The 18876-nt window shown below is 38.8% G+C and carries 16 protein-coding genes; 2 read left to right on the top strand and 14 right to left on the bottom strand.

Features of this window, described 5'->3' with window-relative positions:
* Positions 1-627 carry a trimeric intracellular cation channel family protein gene (locus BW961_RS09260; protein WP_068586084.1) on the bottom strand — a complete coding sequence of 209 codons (627 nt, stop codon included), beginning with the start codon at positions 625-627 and terminating at the stop codon, positions 1-3.
* 171 nt (positions 628-798) lie between these two features.
* Here BW961_RS09260 and BW961_RS09255 point away from each other — a divergent pair, with 171 nt between their 5' ends.
* The gene (locus BW961_RS09255; RefSeq protein ID WP_068585582.1) at positions 799-1440 is read left to right on the top strand and encodes a thiamine diphosphokinase; all 642 of its coding nucleotides are present in this window, start codon (positions 799-801) and stop codon (positions 1438-1440) included.
* A 268-nt stretch (positions 1441-1708) separates the two neighbouring features.
* A complete protein-coding gene (locus BW961_RS09250) occupies positions 1709-2218 on the top strand; it encodes a C40 family peptidase (RefSeq protein ID WP_068585585.1) in 510 nt (169 codons plus the stop codon).
* A gap of 172 nt (positions 2219-2390) precedes the next feature.
* Here the strand turns inward: BW961_RS09250 and BW961_RS09245 are convergent, their stop codons facing one another.
* The 13 genes from BW961_RS09245 to BW961_RS09185 form a co-directional block, all read right to left on the bottom strand.
* Entirely contained in the window at positions 2391-3077 is a 687-nt protein-coding gene (locus tag BW961_RS09245; protein WP_068585588.1) for a response regulator transcription factor, read from the bottom strand.
* Between the two features lie 111 nt (positions 3078-3188).
* The gene (locus BW961_RS09240; protein WP_068585591.1) at positions 3189-4250 is read right to left on the bottom strand and encodes a MoeB/ThiF family adenylyltransferase; all 1062 of its coding nucleotides are present in this window, start codon (positions 4248-4250) and stop codon (positions 3189-3191) included.
* Between the two features lie 23 nt (positions 4251-4273).
* Positions 4274-5833 (bottom strand): ABC-F family ATP-binding cassette domain-containing protein, encoded by a 1560-nt coding sequence (locus BW961_RS09235; RefSeq protein ID WP_068585594.1) that lies wholly within the window; start codon positions 5831-5833, stop codon positions 4274-4276.
* Positions 5834-6044: 211 nt separating this feature from the next.
* Positions 6045-9464 (bottom strand): DUF5704 domain-containing protein, encoded by a 3420-nt coding sequence (locus BW961_RS09230; protein ID WP_244555910.1) that lies wholly within the window; start codon positions 9462-9464, stop codon positions 6045-6047.
* Between the two features lie 15 nt (positions 9465-9479).
* Positions 9480-10733, bottom strand: coding sequence for an S-layer homology domain-containing protein (locus tag BW961_RS09225; protein WP_068585597.1), 1254 nt, complete (start codon positions 10731-10733; stop codon positions 9480-9482).
* Between the two features lie 78 nt (positions 10734-10811).
* A complete protein-coding gene (locus tag BW961_RS09220) occupies positions 10812-11804 on the bottom strand; it encodes a hypothetical protein (RefSeq protein ID WP_068585599.1) in 993 nt (330 codons plus the stop codon).
* The gene (locus BW961_RS09215; protein ID WP_068585602.1) at positions 11788-12339 is read right to left on the bottom strand and encodes a hypothetical protein; all 552 of its coding nucleotides are present in this window, start codon (positions 12337-12339) and stop codon (positions 11788-11790) included. The genes BW961_RS09220 and BW961_RS09215 overlap by 17 nt, the downstream gene beginning before the upstream one ends.
* 15 nt (positions 12340-12354) lie before the next feature.
* Positions 12355-12765, bottom strand: a complete 411-nt coding sequence (locus tag BW961_RS09210; RefSeq protein WP_068585604.1) for a hypothetical protein — start codon at positions 12763-12765, stop codon at positions 12355-12357.
* 47 nt (positions 12766-12812) lie between these two features.
* Positions 12813-13295: an ABC transporter permease gene (locus BW961_RS09205; RefSeq protein ID WP_068585608.1), complete on the bottom strand. Its 483-nt coding sequence runs from the start codon at positions 13293-13295 to the stop codon at positions 12813-12815.
* Between the two features lie 45 nt (positions 13296-13340).
* Entirely contained in the window at positions 13341-15428 is a 2088-nt protein-coding gene (locus tag BW961_RS09200; protein WP_068585610.1) for a hypothetical protein, read from the bottom strand.
* Between the two features lie 5 nt (positions 15429-15433).
* Positions 15434-17326 carry a P-loop NTPase family protein gene (locus tag BW961_RS09195; RefSeq protein WP_068585613.1) on the bottom strand — a complete coding sequence of 631 codons (1893 nt, stop codon included), beginning with the start codon at positions 17324-17326 and terminating at the stop codon, positions 15434-15436.
* 2 nt (positions 17327-17328) lie between these two features.
* Positions 17329-18162 (bottom strand): CpaE/TadZ family protein, encoded by an 834-nt coding sequence (locus tag BW961_RS09190; protein WP_068585616.1) that lies wholly within the window; start codon positions 18160-18162, stop codon positions 17329-17331.
* Complete coding sequence (locus tag BW961_RS09185; protein WP_068585620.1) at positions 18150-18866, bottom strand: hypothetical protein; 717 nt, start codon at positions 18864-18866, stop codon at positions 18150-18152. Before BW961_RS09185 ends, BW961_RS09190 begins: the two co-directional genes overlap by 13 nt.
* Positions 18867-18876 lie beyond the last annotated feature (10 nt).

Below are 18876 nucleotides of genomic sequence, written 5' to 3'. Positions count from 1 at the left end.
TTATCCGCTAAGACTTGATGTAGAATTACTTATAGAACGTCTTGGCAGTCTCCACTTATAGAAGACAGACAACATTCTAAATACAACGACACATACGAACAATGTTAGCAGCTCCCAAGAATTGTGCAACCAATTCAATCCAATGGCCAGACCTGCAATCATCGCCCATACGGCATAGATCTCATCACGTAATACAAGTGGTTTTCGCCCCGCAAGTATATCACGTATGATTCCCCCACCGATCCCAGTTAAAACAGCGGCGACGAGAACCGCACCTAAGGGATGATTCATTTCCGTTGCATAGATTGCTCCTTGTATCGCGAAGGCAGACAATCCAATCGCATCGAATAATGCTTCTGTTTTCTTCCAGTGCTTAATCCATTTCAGAGGTAGTATAAAAGCAATCACGACAGAAATAAGCGCCAGACGAATCAGCAATCCCTGACTCCATAATGACGTCACAGGAACACCAATTAACACATTTCGTACAATCCCTCCACCAAATGCTGTGACAAGTCCTAAGACGATCACTCCGAGGATATCATACTCTTCTTCCATTGCAACAAAAGCGCCCGACATCGCAAACGCTATCGTTCCGATAATACTAAACCACTCAAATATATGCATATCCACTAGAGCGACCTCTTTCCTATCATGATGCTGTCACCATTGTAATCATGACGATATGAATTGTGCAACCATGAATTCTCATTTATACTTGTCTTTAGCTTCAATTAAGTATTGATACTTCGCATTTAGTTCAATCTATCTATTAAAATGATCTTGGAGGACATACATATGACACATAAACGCGTAATCATTTTTTCAGGTGGAAGCCTATTTCCAGAGTTCTTGGATCAAATCGAAAAAGATGACTACATTATAGGAGCCGATAAAGGTGCCTTATTCTTAATCAACAATAACGTTCATCCTCATATATCTGTCGGTGATTTCGATTCCATCTCGGAAGAGGAGAAATTAATCGTTTCTTCATCTAGTGGTGAAATGATGGACTGCGATGCGATAGATAAGAATCTTACAGACACCGAACTGGCCTTTGAGATTGCGCTTAAACAACGTCCTACGCATATTTTATTAATTGGCGGAACAGGTACTCGTCTTGATCATACGTTAGCTAACATTCAGATGCTCAATCGAGCACTTCAACACCATACTTCACTCACAATACTCGACAAGAACAATTACATCTCGATGACTGGCTCTTCACTTGAAGTCACCAATTTGGGGTATACCTATGTTTCACTCCTACCGATGACTGCTGAAGTGACGGGTATTACTATAGAAGGATTTGAGTATCCGCTAGAGGATGCAACTTTGAAATTAGGACAATCGCTAGGGATTAGTAATCGCCTTACAGGTGAACAAGGTTCCGTCTCTATCGAAAGCGGATTGTTACTCGTGATCCAAAGCAAAGATTAAATTAATACAATTTTGTAATCTATAAGATTCCTTAGAAAAAGCCAAGAACCTATGCTGTCATAGCATTCTTGGCTTTTTCTATGTCTACATACGACAATTAATTAATTATTTGTAACTTTTAATCAAATTTTAATAAAGCAACTCTAGCGACTGGTATATCAGTCTTTTTTAGTAGATCTCCAAATATTAGGTTGTTACAAAACTGTTATACTTGGTTTCGAGCACAACTAGACACTATTAAAACAGAAACTATCGGAGGTACTACAACATGACTAAACATACATGGACTCATAGATTTGCAGTAATAGGAATATGCTCATCTCTTGCTTTAACTGCTGCGATCACGGTCGCTAGCCCAGTTGCTGAAGCAGCAACTACCGCTACTGCAACAACATCAAAAGCTAGTAAAATCATCAGCTATGGTAAAACTTTTCTTGGAACGCCATATAAATTCGGTGCTGCAACGACTACAACTAGAAATTTCGACTGTTCTTCACTTATGAAACGAATCTATGGTAAATATGGTGTTACATTACCACGTACATCTGTAGCACAATCCAAAATGGGAGTTGCTGTTTCTAAAGCTAATCTTAAAGTAGGAGATCTCGTATTCTTCTCTACAGGAAGTAGAGCGACTGGAAAGAATGTCACACATGTTGCGACGTATATCGGCAACGGTAAAATCCTTCATACTTACGGACAACCAGGTGTTGTAATCTCTGATCTAAACAAAGGTAACTGGAAGAAAACCTATCTTAAAGCACGTCGTGTCCTTTAACCACAACCATTCATACTTCATATATATAAAACTGACAGTTTTCTTGACTGTCAGTTTTTTTGCGTGCTCACATGAATTTAATTATCTAAATATAATGAACTAAAGTTTGGGCTCACTAGTGCAATCTTTTCTATAGATAATCATGAATATGGGGGATCGTCTTTAGTTCAATCTATCTAGGTTCCTCTAATATATATCCTACCCCTCGTGAGGTTTGAATCATTTTGTGTTGGAACCCCTTGTCCAATTTAACTCTCAAATGACGTATATATACATCTACCACATTCGTTCCTAAAAGAAAATCATAGTTCCACACTTGTTGTAGAATCTCTTCTCTACTACACACTTCATTGACATGTTTTGCTAAATACGATAACAAATCGTATTCTTTACGTGTTAATTGAATGTCCTGTGTATTACGCATGACTCTGCGGCTTTTGGGATCAATAGTTAGGTCACCAATGGTGATAGGGAGCGACTTATCATGTCCTTCTTTCGACACCAGATTAAACAAATTATGAATACGAACCAATACGATTTCAATCTGAACTGGCTTCGTTATATATTCATTGGCCCCTTCATTAAACCCATTTATTATATCTTCAGTCTTCATCTGATCGGACAGGACCATCGTCACAAAAGGTCTTCTCCCTGTATGCAACTCACCTATCAGGGTATAGTCCATCTTGTCACTTGCTTGGTCCAAAATCAGCATATCTATATCATGAATTTCTGCATATTCTTGTGCCCCTTTGTTATTGGAAACCTCGATCACTTCGTAATTCGCTTCTCTTATTGCCGCAATAATGGGAACCGCGGACTCACCATCGTATGCTACATACAGAATAATCTCATTCACAGGCTCCACCAATTTCTAAAATCGTATCGGAAATATTCATCTATACCCTAGCTTGCACCAAGCAAAAAAAATCCATTCCTAATGATTAGGAATGGATTGATTTGAATTGAATTATCCAAAATAGCGATGATACAGCGTTCTAGCTTCAGCAATGTCTTTCGTACCATGAATCAATGCTCTTCCATCTGGGAAAACAACCAAACGGTGTGCACCAATACTGTACGATACTAGAAACGGGTTACTTTCTACATTACCTTCTTGAAGATTTGAGAGCCGAACAGCTAACTGTTCAAGATTCACAGATTGACGCTGACTAGGACGAATCTGAACGGTGTCACGTCCGCAGAGTACATCAACCTTTTCTAAGTTAGCAGCGGATAAATACGGATACGTCGCTTGATCTCCACAAGAAAGGCAATCACTTTTCTTCGCAGAATCAACCCCAATGGAGACATATTCATTTCGCCATAGATCAAAGGATAATAACTTACGACGCAGTGCTTCTGGGTGACCACTAAGAAGCTTAAGTGCCTCCGTTGTCTGGTTGGCAGTGACCATCTGTACTGCTTGCGGAATAATACCTGAGGTATCACATGTATCCCCACCTAGAGGAACGGCCCCTAAGAGACAATTCAGACATGGTGTTTCCCCGGGCAGTATCGTATACGTTATTCCGTAACTACCGACACAACCACCGTAAATCCACGGAATATTATGTTTCTGTGAAATATCATTCATCAGTAGGCGTGTATCGAAATTATCTGTCCCATCCATAATGAGATCGACATCCGTAATTAGAGACTCTAACTCTTCCACTCGAACATCCATAACATGAATATCTATTGTAACTAACGAGTTGATGTCTTCTAACCGACGCTTAGCAGCCACTGCTTTGGGTAGACGGTCCTTCGCATCCTGTTCACTAAAAAGCTGTTGCCTCTGAAGATTACTCCATTCTACATAATCCCGGTCAGCTAAAGTAACATGTCCAACCCCTGCTCTTACTAAAGTCTCAGCAATAGAGGTTCCTAATGCGCCACAACCCACAATAAGAACATGACTTTGTCCAAGTTTCTTCTGACCGGACGTTCCTAGAGGTGTAAATCGCTCTTGGCGCGAATAGCGGTGCAAGGCATCTGATGGCAATTCCTGTAGGATTTCATCATTGGACATGTTATTTATTCATCCTTTCCGTACTATACAGTCTTGACCTTAGAAGCCCACGCTTCCACATTCCATTCTTTCGTTACCCAGTCTTCATAGAATTCTGGTTCATGGCAGACTAGAACTACCGTTCCTTTAAATTCCTTAAGCGCCCGTTGCAATTCAGCTTTAGCAATGATATCTAAATGGTTCGTAGGCTCATCGAATAGAATCCAGTTCGCTTCACGCATCATCAACTTACATATCCGCACTTTAGCTTGCTCTCCACCACTCAACATACTTAAAGGACGTGTAATATGATCATTCTTAAGACCCACACGTGCTAAATGCGAACGCACTTCACTTTGAGTTAGTGCTGAAAATTCATTCCACACGTCCTCAAGAGGTGTGATTCTGCCAGCAACCGATTCTTGCTCAAAGTATGCTGGTTGCAGATATTCACCTAGGTATGTTCTTCCGCTTAACGTAGGTATTTTACCGAGAATGGTTTTGAGCAAAGTAGACTTACCTACACCATTACAACCAACGATAGCGATCTTATCTCCACGTTCGATGACCATATTCATCTTAGGAAGTAGAGGGTGACTATAACCAATTTCGAAATCAATTCCTTCGAATACAGTCTTAGAACTTGATCTAGCTTCTTTAAATTTGAATGTCGGCTTAGAAGCTTCCTCTGGTTTCTCAATTCGATCTAATCGATCCAATTGTTTCTCACGGCTCTTCGCTTGCTTGGACGAAGAAGCTCGCGCTTTATTACGTGCGATGAAATCTTCCTGTTTCTTAATCATCTCTTGCTGTCTTTCGTAAGCATCAACATGCTGATTCTTCGTCATATCAGCCATTTCAAGGAATTTCTCATAATTGGCAGTGTATCTTGTTAATTTGGAGAATTCCAAATGATAAATGATATTTACGATTTGATTCATGAAATCCGTGTCATGTGAGATCAACATAAAGGCATGTGGATAGTTCTTCAAATACTGTGTCAACCACTCAATATGCTCTACATCCAAATAGTTCGTAGGCTCATCCAGCAGTAACACGTTCGGCTTCTCAAGTAATAACTTCGCAAGTAATACCTTCGTCCGCTGTCCACCACTTAATGATGCTACATCACGATCCAAACCAATAGCAGTAAGACCTAGACCTTGGCTCATTTCTTCTACTTTAACATCAAGCAAATAGAAATCCCCAATATCTAACTGCTCTTGAATGTCTCCCATTTGCTCTAGGAGCACTTCTAATTCTTCTGGTGTTGCTTCACCCATCTTGTTCGTAATCTCATTCATTTCCTGCTCAAGTAACAAAAGCGGCAAGAAAGCATCCTTAAGAACATCACGAATCGTTTTTCCTGGTGTTAACTTCGTATGCTGATCCAAATAACCAAAACGAACGCGAGGCGTCCATTCTACTTTCCCTTCATCCTTAAGAAGTGTACCCGTAAGAATATTCATCAATGTGGATTTACCAACCCCATTGGCACCAACAAACCCTACACGTTCCCCTTCCAACAAACGAAAAGTAACATCTCTAAACAACGTACGTCCCCCGAAATTATGGGAGAGACCTTCAACTGTTAATAAACTCATCTTTACTCTTTAACCCCTATCTATTATAAAAATCACTTTTATTTACATTAAAAATATCATCAAGATTATATTGTAACATAAATAGGATGCTCGCTGTAAGCTGAACTTCCTTTATTTTTGAAATTCAGAAATGTAAAGACCCCATATTCAAGTAGAATACAGGGCCAAAGAGAATACTCGGATAAAAGAGAAACAATAATCAGCTGGCTAACTAGTGCGTCCCGTTAGGTGCGTAATCATCATAAGATGACTTGTTAGCATCATAGAAAACGACATCGCCATCTTTAAGAAGGTATTGCACACCATACGGATCGGTAATCAATCGGTCTCGCACGCCATCCGAACCATCATATCCTTCCATGTTCCACCACTGGTTATCAAGCGGGCCATTAATATATTGCAGATGTGGTTTGTTTAAATCGGCATTTCGAATCGTTTCCAAATTAAAGTTAAGTGAAATATAACCATTACGAAAAAAAATCGGTGACTTTTCATCGAGTTTATTCGTTTTGCCATACGCGGCTAAATCTGTACCTTTAGCAACGGCATAGACAGCAGCTGGTAAACTGTACTCACCATACCATTGTTGAATCGACGCATTCGTTCTAGCTGGACTAGCAGTTGCATTTGCTGGCCTGTCGAACGTATTAATGAAGGTTCGTAAAGGGGAAGGAAGCAATTGAATATCGTACCCTCCTACATATGTTTGTTCTGTTGACCTTTTTTGATATGCCGTTAAGTACTGTGGCCTTGTCATTGTCCACCCTAACTTCATATCGTAAAGCGATCCCGCAGTGTTCACAATATCTGTAACTGGTACATTTCGTAAGCGCTGATTAAGTATGATATTTCGACGTTCCACATCAGATGCAGAACCGATCCTCACAAACTTTTTAGTGTCCGAATGATAGTAGAGATCAACTTCAACTCGCCGTGCAGACGTTGACGCACTATTATCTTGGAAGTAAAACGTTGGAGTTACCCGAATAGCATCCTTATCCTCGAACATGTTTCCTTTCGTCTTCAGATCGAATTTGAAGTGATACCCTGTTTTAACAGTCATCGTCTTGAAGCTTGCTACAGGATGACTTCCTCTAAGAATTGGTAGTACATACGGAGCAACTTTTCCGTTAGTAGCTCCATCAATCCCTTTGGTCCCTACTGAATATGAAGTGCCTTTAGAAGTACTGCTTCCCTTAGCTGATCGAAATACCGTTTCCCAAATTGGATCAGCAATATCCGTGATATGGAAATCATACAATCTACCTATGACTTCTACCGGTACAGTATCCGTTGCGACATGGTTATCTAAGTTAAGATTCGATTCGGATTCGGTAGTGAATCCGGATGCAGGAGCGTTTTCAGCAAAGGATCTGAAATACACAGTATAATCTCCCTCATTAACCCAGACGGGTAAGAAAAATGTCGTCTCAAGCTCTGATACGGGAATGGTAATCCAAGTATCCTTGGGATAGAACGTGGATTTATCTGATGTATAGACATCAAATTCAAACCGCACTTGTTTGGTTTTAATATATTTTGCATAATCCCTGTCGCCATAACCTGGAATATTCCGATGTTGACCACTAGTAGGCATATAGACTTTGAAATTGCGGTCTAGTATAAATGCCCTGCGGCTATAATTAGGAGCAGTCTTTTGGTTATGCGCTGCATCATCCGAAGCATTCGCATAAATGACGGTAGGTGTATGCACAGTCACTGTATTTATGGCATTAACCGGATACGGTTTATCAGATCCCCCTCCTATATTTTGAGGGAGCAATGTATAGTAGATTGTTCCGGTACTCGTAGTATTAAGTTTGTTAAGTAATGAATTTGAGATCAAAAGTCCATCTTGGTATAAGACGCGGTTACTGATCATCGTTGGATTTGGAATCTTAGTTGGCGTGGGACCTGTCTTACTCACTTCTGAATCATCCATAATTTTTTGACCGTTAAAATCAACCTTGTCGTTCTTGACAAGAGGATCTTTTGTTCCACTTTCAGCCATTCCCTTTAGTCTACTCGTATCGTCCGGGGGAGATGGCTTAGTAGCCCCTCCTACTACCGCAGGTGGTGTATACGTTATTGTTGCGCCCTCTTGGGGTTTAACATGATCTTCTACAGTATCACTATGTAATGATGCCAGTGTAGGAGGCGTATATCCTGAAGGGGTAAGTGTTACCTCCCCTCCGGGTAAGGCATAGTTCCTCATGACAGATTTGTCGATACCATACAGCTCTAAATTTTTGATTTCCCAGTATGTATAATCTTTGGTGAATGTGAAAGAATATGTTTTCGACTCAGTCTCAGACATGTCTTTGTCAGCTACTGTAACGGGTTTGCCATCAGGTCCAGTTGTCGGAGGCTGTTTTTCTTTCCACTTCAGAATATAATCAACATCGACGTTACATTCATAATTGACTTTTCCATTCATCTGTCCAAATGTATGTTGATACAGATAGTTAAACGCTAGCGTATTAGCGTATAGATTGTCTGACGTAGGGATTCCTTTGCCTACATCGAAATTGTAGGGGCTATTACTACCATCATCTGCTTTAATTGCCCCCGTAGCCGATGGGTCCATGACCGACGATTGAGGAGCCGACCCCTGAGATGGAGCATCAATGCCGGCGACAGTGCACCCGCCGGTCGGCGGGGGATCTGTGGGACCAGGGATCGTAGTGCCATCGTCATCCATCGTGTACACTTCATATTGATATGGATATCGATACGAAAAGGATTTGATATCATATTTGTAAGTCGCAAAATAGTACATCATCGCAGCAGCACCATTACCACCTAATGGCACCCTAAAACCTTCGTGATCATATGATTGGTCGAATTTAATCTTACCGGTGTTTAAGTTAGGTACTGTAAACCCGATTAAATGCGTAGTCAGATCAGTTTTTCCACTTGGTCCGTCTACTGATGTCACCGTTGATGCATCGTCTATTCTTACGTTTTGGTTAATAAGAAATGGATTAAATGTAGCTAATCTTATAGGATCATCATCAAGGTACGTCGTACTAAAAGCACCATAATCAACAGGTCCAATGCTTAGATACTGCATATTTCTACCATACGGTATATCCATCCAAACCTTTTTACCTGGCCATTTATCTTTTGTTACACCACCAATTGTTTCACTACCAGTTGGTAAACTTACTCCAGGATAAACATCCCAATCGTATCCAGTACTGGTACCAGGAATCCAATTAGTTCCCGCGATACTTCTTGACCATGCAATCCAAGTACCATTCGGCGTATTATCAACCGATTTGAAAGGGATGGCTTCTCCACTAAAGGTTAACGATTTATTGTACTTTCGAGCGTTTACAATTATCTCTCGGTCTTCTTCCCCCCCCATCTTTATTAATATTTTGGTTATTATCTTACCCGCACCTGCATCTAAATTGAAAGGTTTCGTATCAATACTTGGTATTTTATAGAAGACGGATCTAAAGTTTCTCAACAGAGAAGCATCAGATGGGGTATATTTAATGTCGTCTGTTTTAAATAGCGTTTCCGTAGATGCAGCTATAGTAAGAATAGGAAATAAAGAATTAAGTGTTGAAAAAAATAGAGAGAATACTAAAACAAGGGATATGACTCCTCTTCTAACTTTCAAACAAAACACCCACCTTTAATTTTTGAAAAACGGTCCAGTTACAGATAATATCGGTTGATTAATAAAGTAATAATTTGAATATACAGGTGTATAAATAGCAATGGATAAATTTGCATTTTGCGTCCATCCCTGCTTGGGTAGTATATACATTGGTTGGTCAGAGGGCTTATCCTTAAATACAGGAGCGAGTCTATTTAACGTTCCCTTTGCATATACATTCCTATCTCCGTATGTTCCTGAGATGTTAAGAGGAACATAATTCCGAGGTGCATAATTTATTGTGTTATTTTTGTAAGTCACCTTAGATTTATAATAAATTAGATAGCTATCTTTCCACTTCGAGACTGGGATACCTTCTAATGTTGTCTCCGAACTAATATTATTTTGCCATTTCAAACTAGAGATAGGTGGCACTAATTTTAAGTTAGGATCATTGGGATCTGCTAAATCAATAGCAATAACATATTCTACTTCTCCTCGATAATCACCCTCTTTTGAATTAATAACCATCTTTTCTTTCTTCCATAATTCAGCCACATTCGCTTTCTTAGACTCATCACTTGTAGTGAACACTTCAGGCATCACAGTAAATATATTAGTACCGTGCCAAACCACTTCCGCACTTGCTACAGCATACTTATCAATTGGAAGTATTCCACCGGCATTTACTGTTAATATGCGATCAATGATCGTAACGGATTGTGCTCGAGTCGTGTTGTCAGATTCTCCAAGCTTACCCGCTCCAAGTCCCGAAATTAAGCCCTTCTTTGTCGCTAAATACATCCACTTCGCATCATCTGTCGTCTTTTCCCCTATCGCTCTTGCAGAAAACCGCGCCATTTCTTTCCTCGTCATCTGTGAATTCAAGTTGCCTGAATTAAAATCAGACTCAACATATAAATTTGCTTTCTTAGCTGCATTTACATAGGCGTCATACCAAGTTCCACCTGTAGTTGTCGAATCAACCGATATTTTCAATGCTTCTACCGTCATTTTAATGAACTCCGCTCGCGTTACATTGGAATTCGGCTTGAAAGTACCATCCGGATAACCTTTCGCAAACCCACGTTCTACGGCTTTGTCGATTGCCCCTTTTGCCCAATGTGTCGAAATGTCGGATAGTTGCACAGTACTATTCATGGTACTTACAGCCTTATTCATATCTTCCGACAATTCCGCATTCGCTATCGATGGCTTGTCCCACGTAGTGAATTGCCCCGCTAATGCTATTGTTGTTACCAATACTGCAAGATATGTTTTCTTTTTCATCGTTTGTTCCCCCTTTAGTTATTAACTTAATTGTAATCTTTTTCCACATAAAATTGTATAATTTTCGCTTCATCTAGTTTAGTTCCTGTTTCCTACTGTGCAATCCAAAGGAATATATCCATTAGCTGCTGCTTCCCTCTCAGTGGTGAACACCTCCTCCGTTGTAAAAGAGGACACGCAGGAATTTCGAGAATAATAGTATTTATGTCCATTCGCAATCATCCCGTTATATATTGGTTTCTTCACGATTCGACTTCCTCCCAAAGCGTAGTTGTTATAATACTTCTCCCCCATTGGAATTCCCTGTACGAAAGCCAACACACCAACATCATTGATCGTGTTATTCCATTCTTCTTGGCTAATGAGAGGTAATGTAAAGGTATAGGCTACGCCGTAACGCTTAGCGTAATTATTGTATTTATTGATTTGAAATTGAAGGTCTTGCTGAATGGCATGAACAATTGAAGTTCTCCGCACTTGATCGAAGATATTAGAATCATATAATAAGGGTATAGAAGCTTCTGACGCTATTTCACTCCGAAATCCTTCCAACCACTTTTGATCACTATTTCTGTTAACCGTTACATAATCATCAAGAGTAAAAGCAAATGTATTCCCAGTATTATCAGCATAAGCGTATGGCTTTTTAGGACTCCATACATGTTTGACTTCTTTCTCACCAGCTGCATTCGTATATTCATCCCATGAATACATATAGTAGCCATCATATCCAACAATAACTAACGCTGGAATGTAGGTTTTTAGAACACCTTGTCCATCCGGATCATTATAAACACCGAAATTCAAATACATCGTTTGTAAGAAGGTTTGTACTGCTTCCTCTTTATTGATTTTCACCTTTTTTAGACTTTCATATTGTGTTTCGTCTCTTTGACTACTATTAGTTAAGAGCGCCTTTGCAGCATCTTGTGTCGCCGTATCTATTGCCTTGTTATATCTAATTTCTGTAATCAGCGTTTCTCGTTGATGTTCCAGATTAATATTATTGAACACAAAGTAAGGTAAAAGGATCAGGACCGAAAGTATGGCAAGTTTAGTTATAGTCTTCATTGAGGACCATGCCTCCATAAGGAATTACAATGGTTGCATTAGGTTTGTTAATCCCCCCTGTAAGGAAGTCATTCATCAATGTCCCCATCGTTCGGTTTGTGTTTTTAACGGTAACATCGAAAAAATCACCCGCTGCAAATTTATAAATTCTTTTGGGTGAATCTACTGTTTCACTTGAATTTCTCGGAAAGATCTTCCCGTTGATTTGAGCATTAAAGAATTCCTCATAATTGACTTGGTATCCATCTTGAAAAATACCATCATTACTATAGATAGGATCATATCTTTTGTGTCGATGAACCATCTGAACATCAAAGGTATTCCCTGTTAAAGCCATTTGATCTACGAACTCTTTATACATGGTAGGTGTTATATATCCCTTGTCTCGAACAGAATCTACGAAATGAGATACAGCATTTAGAACTACAACTTCGGATATGTCATCTTGTTTGTTCAGTGCACTTGAGACAGGAAATATTAAGATAAGGACAATCGCTATGATCACAGCGAACACTGTTGCAACCGAATTCGACAAGACGTAACATCCCCTTTATTTAAAACGTAACATGGTTAGTACACCTTTATTATCTCTTACATATGTAGGTGAATATTTCTTATTTAGATCAATAACCGAGACATTCAGTGTAGTTGGATCTAACGACTTGGAATAAATCACACCATTCACTTCAATATCAACGCCAATCTCTTTCATTGTGTAAAGAGATTGTCTTACTTCCGCTCCGCTTACAACATAATCCGAAGGTACCTTGAGCGTAGAATATATATTATTATCAGACCGACTATTCATTTCGTAGGTTTGCTGTATCGTATCCCCTGTCGTTGAGAATAGGTATAACGATAGTGTTAGAGAAACAACAAACATAGAGACGGCAAAGCTAAGACCTATGGCATCAGAACTATTGTTTTCAATTGCAATAACAGTCACCTTCTTTTTTATCAAAAAGGAGACGCAAATAACACATCTCCTTATGTAATGGATGAGTTCTATTATTTCTGTTTAAAAGTAATACCTCGAATTACATTACTATTGTCTTTAATAACATTAGCTTCAAATTTACCCGATGGATTCACATAATCCATTTCAGACTCATTACTTGCAGAAGCGATGCTTCCTCCTGGTGATGTAGTAGTCACAGATCCATACCCAGAGCTTCCTGCGGGTACTATCGTGTTAATATTTTTGAAATACCAAGAACCCGTTGTATTTTTTCCTGTTTTAACTTCAACACCAAATTGTCCTTTGTCTTGGAACTTCCGAAGAGCATTTAGAACTTGGCTACCTGACACTGTCGTGTTGTCATAAACAGTGAACGATGCTTGAGACATTTCCGTTTGGATATCTGCGAAATTGTTCTGAGCTGATTTGGTTGCCTCCTGTGCTGAGATAAACAGTACTACTACAATCGTGATCAGTGCGATCGTTAAAAAGATACCTGCAGATACTTTTAAAGCCGTTGATGCGTTATTCATTTCATATCTCCTCCTAATGTGTATGGTTAATTTTTTATTACCGAATTAAAGTTTGTTGATTTGTTCGTAGTAGACACCAATTTGTGTGAAACTCATATAAATTAATGGAATAACTAAATACAGAAAAATAACGGCATACATGGGTGCAAAACCTATCATTTTTCCCCATCCTGCTTTTGATTCAATCATTTCTTCATAAGATTGTTTTCTTTGCTCGAAGTAGAACTTTCGTTCTGTTTCAAGATCGTCAAATGCTTGCTTAATGGGGATTCTAGCAATTGATAACTGAAGCCTCTCAATTATTCGAACAAGTGGCGTAAAAGGTGCATCCAGCTTGACCTGTTCCAGAGCCTGTTCAGCACCACTTTCAAAATTCTGAACACATTTGTGTAATGGTTCCTTAAAAATATTAGAGAATCTCTCCATCCATTCAAGGATAACTTCAACAGACATACGATCTATTTCACAAAGCATTGCAACGATTGTAAGAAATTGATCCGTTTCATTTTGCATATCCATAGCACGGATTTTCTTCTGAAATAACAACATCCAATAGGGTATTTGATATCCAATCCAACCTAACGCGATACTAATTAGAAGCTCCCACCATTTGAGGTACTCGGAGTTAACCTTTTGTATTTTTGATAGAATCCGAATGGTTGTAGCGTTAAGTAACGTTTCGTTAAAAGATACCGTTTCATCTTGTTTGACTAACGTCACCACGTTGTCTTGTAGCTGGTCATTCTTCACCCCCTTTACTTGCTTCATGATGAAGGTGTCGAAATCCGTTAGCTGATTTGCATTCTGCAATTCTTCAACCGACATTTTTCCAAACAAGTTGGTGTTATTCGTAGGAGCTGTCATCACATTGTGAATTGCAATATAGTGCATCGTTGAGAAGGACATCAACATCCCAACACATAAAATAAGACATAACAATAACTTGTGAAGATAGTGCCATTCGATTGTATAAGCTGCATTAGCATCTTTCAACAATCTACTTATCTTAAAGTGTTCACCCGTTCTACGTGCCGGAGTTAGACGATCAACGATCCATACTACTCCTGGAATCTTTAGCAATTGTTTTTCCCACGGGTTTCTCCTAAGTTTTGCAACATATGTCCCCTCCTGCTGATCTTGCATTTTTTTGAGAAGAACATACGAACCAAGAACCACTCCAAAGATGATTAATTTGGTTAAAAACCCCATCTTACTTGTATAGAATGCTGCCATCAGAGGAAATTGATTACTTGCCCAACTTTCTATCGGTTGTGTAAATAGTATTGGGATTACGGCAATGGCTGTTAACCCCTTAAAGAGAAAGTTTAATTTCCTGCCTTTTAATATTTCCAAATTAATCTCTTCAGTAAGCTTGTTTAAATTATTTAAATATAACGAACCTTCTTTAACGATCTTGTCTCCAAACTCTTGCACTAAGAAGGACATTCCTGCGAACCCTTTTAAATAACGGTTGGGAGCAGATTCATAGTATAATTCAAGCTTCTCTTCAGGGTTATTGGATGTTAGGACTTCATGTATTTTTCTAGCATGCAGTGCAGCTTCATTAGAAGAAGTCTCAGCTGAATCGAATATCGATTCTTCAATCATCCCGTGCTGATGATAATTGTGGCGTACATCTTTTAACAAACACGCAAGTTGAATGAGCAAGCGATCTTCAACACGATATACAAATGTATCAATCAACATCCCATTCACAACCAACGCTGCAAGTAGAACCATAAATATAAAAGTGAAATCTTGATTTACAAATATAAATATAATAACTACCAAGCACACAATACTAATTGTAGAAAAGACAATTTTGATAGTCTCACGTCGCATCGTATGTTCGTCATAAGCATGAATCGCTTGTAGTCTTTTTCTTATTCTCAGAACATACCTTCGAATAAGCGGAACCCTTAAGAGAAGTATGTAGGAATCTTGAAAGAATAGAGAAAGTCTTCTCTTCCATTTCTGCTTATTGGTACCAGCTAATAATTCGTATGAGTTAATAACCTCTTGTGTTCCGTCTCTTTCAGCCCTTCTAGTTAACAGTTTCAGCCAGATGTAGAAAAAGACAGTTAAAGATATGGAACCCAACAGGACAGCAATTCCTATCGATCTTAAATCCATCTCATTCACCCCCAGTTCTTTTCTGTGAACTCGATAAACTCATTTCTCTCCCGTGGTGACATGAATTCCAGCATTTCTTCCTGATTTCTAGTAGAAATACGATTCACTGGCACATATCCCCCCACCCGATATTCGATGATATTCTTAGCCTCGTACAATTTCCGGTCCGTTTGTCTTCTGAAATATTCAGTTGTTGTGTTCATAAATGATTCCATCTTCGCTTGTGGATCAGAGATATCTCGATAGTCTGTTGGATAATCAGTATCTAGATCAAGAGGAACAATTTCGGTGATTCTCTCGATGTATCTCTTGCCATCCTGATCTTTCTTCATATGAATATCGAAATTCAATACACTAACGACCTGCTGTTCTGCAATTTTTTCATTTGTAAACATTCCAGTCTTGAGTAATGAGTTTCTAATGGATTCTATTAGACTTTTTGTCGTCTTAGCATGATGCGTAAACAACGTGAATAAGCTCGCAACTTGAGCCATTTGGATCATCCAAGCCGCTACAACGTCAGTAGCAATTTCACCAAGTAGGTTAACTACACCATCTGTCTTTTTCTGAAGATCAAGTCCCGCTTGGCCCGTAATCGTATCGGTTTCTCTGAAGGATAGAATATTGCGATTGTGATATATTTTCCTTAAACGCAATTCAAACGTCATTTCTTGTACCCGAATGGTATAAGAAGCGTGAATGTATCTGACCAATGCCATCAATAGTGTCGTCTTCCCCGTACCTTGTGCTCCCGTAAGTCCGATAATTCTACAACCCTTGATCAAATAGATTAGGAGCGTTATGACTAAAACACGGTTCGTGTCTTTCTCCGATATTAATTCTTCCAGATGTGCAGATCCTGTATCAAATTTTCTAACAAAAAAAGCCCAAGACTCTGAAAAACTAGGCCTTACCACTACAACACGAGAACCATCTTTCATATCGTTGACTTTAAAACCATTAGCATCTGACAATTGTCCGGGATTATTATATCGATAGATATTTTGGCAGACTCTCTTTAACTCAGCTTCGGTATTGAAAGAGAGGAAGGCTAAATGAATGGTCTTACCTTTATAAAATATCCACACACTGTCGTGACCCAAAGGTATGGACTTCATCTTGGTTTGACTTGAACTAATCATCAGATCATCGTCTGGATCAATCTGATCGATAGGAATACCAGATACCCCACCCGACACGCCATCAATACGCATATCACGAATGTCATCTATCACGCTAAATCCCTTGAATTCTTGATAAATCCTTTGTACAACAATACTTAGCATATCCTCGAAGGTTAAACTCTTCTGTTCCTTGTTAAATACATCATCCATTTCTGCTACCGTTATGATATATGATTCCGATTGATGATCATCGATCATTTCTTTTAATTCTGCGAGATTGTTGTTATCAATCATTTTTGATAATGCATCCATACCGTACTTCTTCTTGTATTTATGTATGATGATTTCAAATTTATCTTGAGATGTTAATTGTTTACCGTTATTGAACGGAATGACCAGATTGATATTCTCACTATTTAATCCATAGTTTTTATAAAGAAGATCAAAGATTGTGCTTTTGACATAGTTTTTATCATTTCGGTCACCATAAGTGGAACCCTTTAACGCCTTTTTCAGTTGTAATCTTTGACTGATGTGCCGATTGTATTCTTCTTCAGATAAGAGACCCAATATATCCACGTTGGAAGTCGTTATTTCATTTAGTGCCTTTTTTACGAACTCGACCATAGCTGGGATCGTAAATTTCTTATCCAGATCATGAGGGTCTTTGCTGTTGGATTCTCTCTTTTCGGTAAGTTTAAAGATTACGATAACCCCGATCACGAAGACCATTACGACTATCAGGGATGTATTGATCCACTGACTCGTCAACATACTCAAGCCCCCCGTTCGCTATAAGTCTTTGTGTCTATTCCTGAAGCAACGAGAATTCCCTTTGCACATTTTCTAACGTCTTCCATAAAATGATAATTAACATTCACTGGTCGAATATTTTTATTTTTGAGAAAGAATTCTACGACTAATCTATCATTAATAGCATCCATATAACCCGTATTATGAGGTATCGTATACATCGGCTTATTACATTTAAACGTTCGCTTGATATGCCCGAGGTTACAATTAGAATTTCGATCATATTGTCCTAAAACGATCACAAATTCCTTATCCTTTATCATTTCGTTGGATTCACATTCATTAAAGAATTGTTCTAAAACAGATTGATTTTGATTCAAATTCACAACAATCAAATCCGAGTTGTGTAGAACCGCATTTGTAAATGAATTGTCCAAGCCATTCCCCACATCAATGAGCGATACGTCATAAAATTGCTTCGCTGCATAGAATATGCTATTTACGACATCCGGTATAGATTCGGAAAGTTCAGCATCTGGTTTAGTCGTTCCTGTCATCAGATCGAGTCGATTTGCTAGAATCGGAGTTGTAAAATCACGAACTAATTCTGGCGTTAATTTGTTACTTCGTACCAATCGTTCCAATGCATCTATACCTGCAGTAGAATAATTAATCTCGCCTTCACTAATTACTTTGTTTCTAATAAATGTAGATTCCAATGTTGGTTTTTCCCATTGTGTATGACTCATTAAGGTTGTGGTCATGTACTCCATGGAAATAACAGTTGCAACCGCACCCATATTAGCTGTAATTCCGGCTTGCCCTCCAACCGGTGACCAAAAAGCTATTTGCCCCATACGATTTTCCTCCTTTTGGCTTGTTTAAAAGCTGACTTTATCTCTTTTTTCTCTAACCCTGATATTTCCTCAGACAACTTAATTAGCGTTTTTTTGAATAGTCGTGACAACCGATTAATATTGTTCTGCCCACTATGCTGATTGTTAATTTTAGATACGAAGTCAATTTCGTCAAACAACATCTCATAAGATTCGTCAGACCATGCGATTGGATATTTCCCCAGAACAGATTCTAAATAGTCTTCCGCTATGTTACACGGGACCTGATTCACAACTAGTTTTGTTAATTGAATGGGTCCATCACCTATTCCTTTACTACTAAACAGTTCATTCAAGAACTCAACTGTCTTTTCAAGGACAATACGTTCGTTGTTCACTGCAACGTACTTTTTATTGAACTTTTGCAAATCTGATTTGGAGAGGAAATTTGGATCAGTACAATGAATGATAACTTGATCATATTTTTCGATCTTTGTGAGAAATACCTCAAGATCTGATAGCTTATGAAACCCATGTGCTATTTCAAATCCATCATTCTCACTTAGCTTCAACTCACCATGATGAATTTGGGAACCATAATAGATATACTGTTCTAGTGTATTGTCAACAAGCAGTACTCGTTTCCCCGTCGTCGATAATATTTTGCACGTATATTGAAGCAAATCGCTTATATCACACGACCCAAAAAATATTGTTGTATTCAATGCTATCCCC

The organism is Paenibacillus macquariensis (genome assembly GCF_900156375.1).
In the GTDB taxonomy this organism is placed as follows: Bacteria; Bacillota; Bacilli; order Paenibacillales; family Paenibacillaceae; genus Paenibacillus_AQ; species Paenibacillus_AQ macquariensis.
This window is presented reverse-complemented; position numbering and strand designations above follow the sequence as displayed.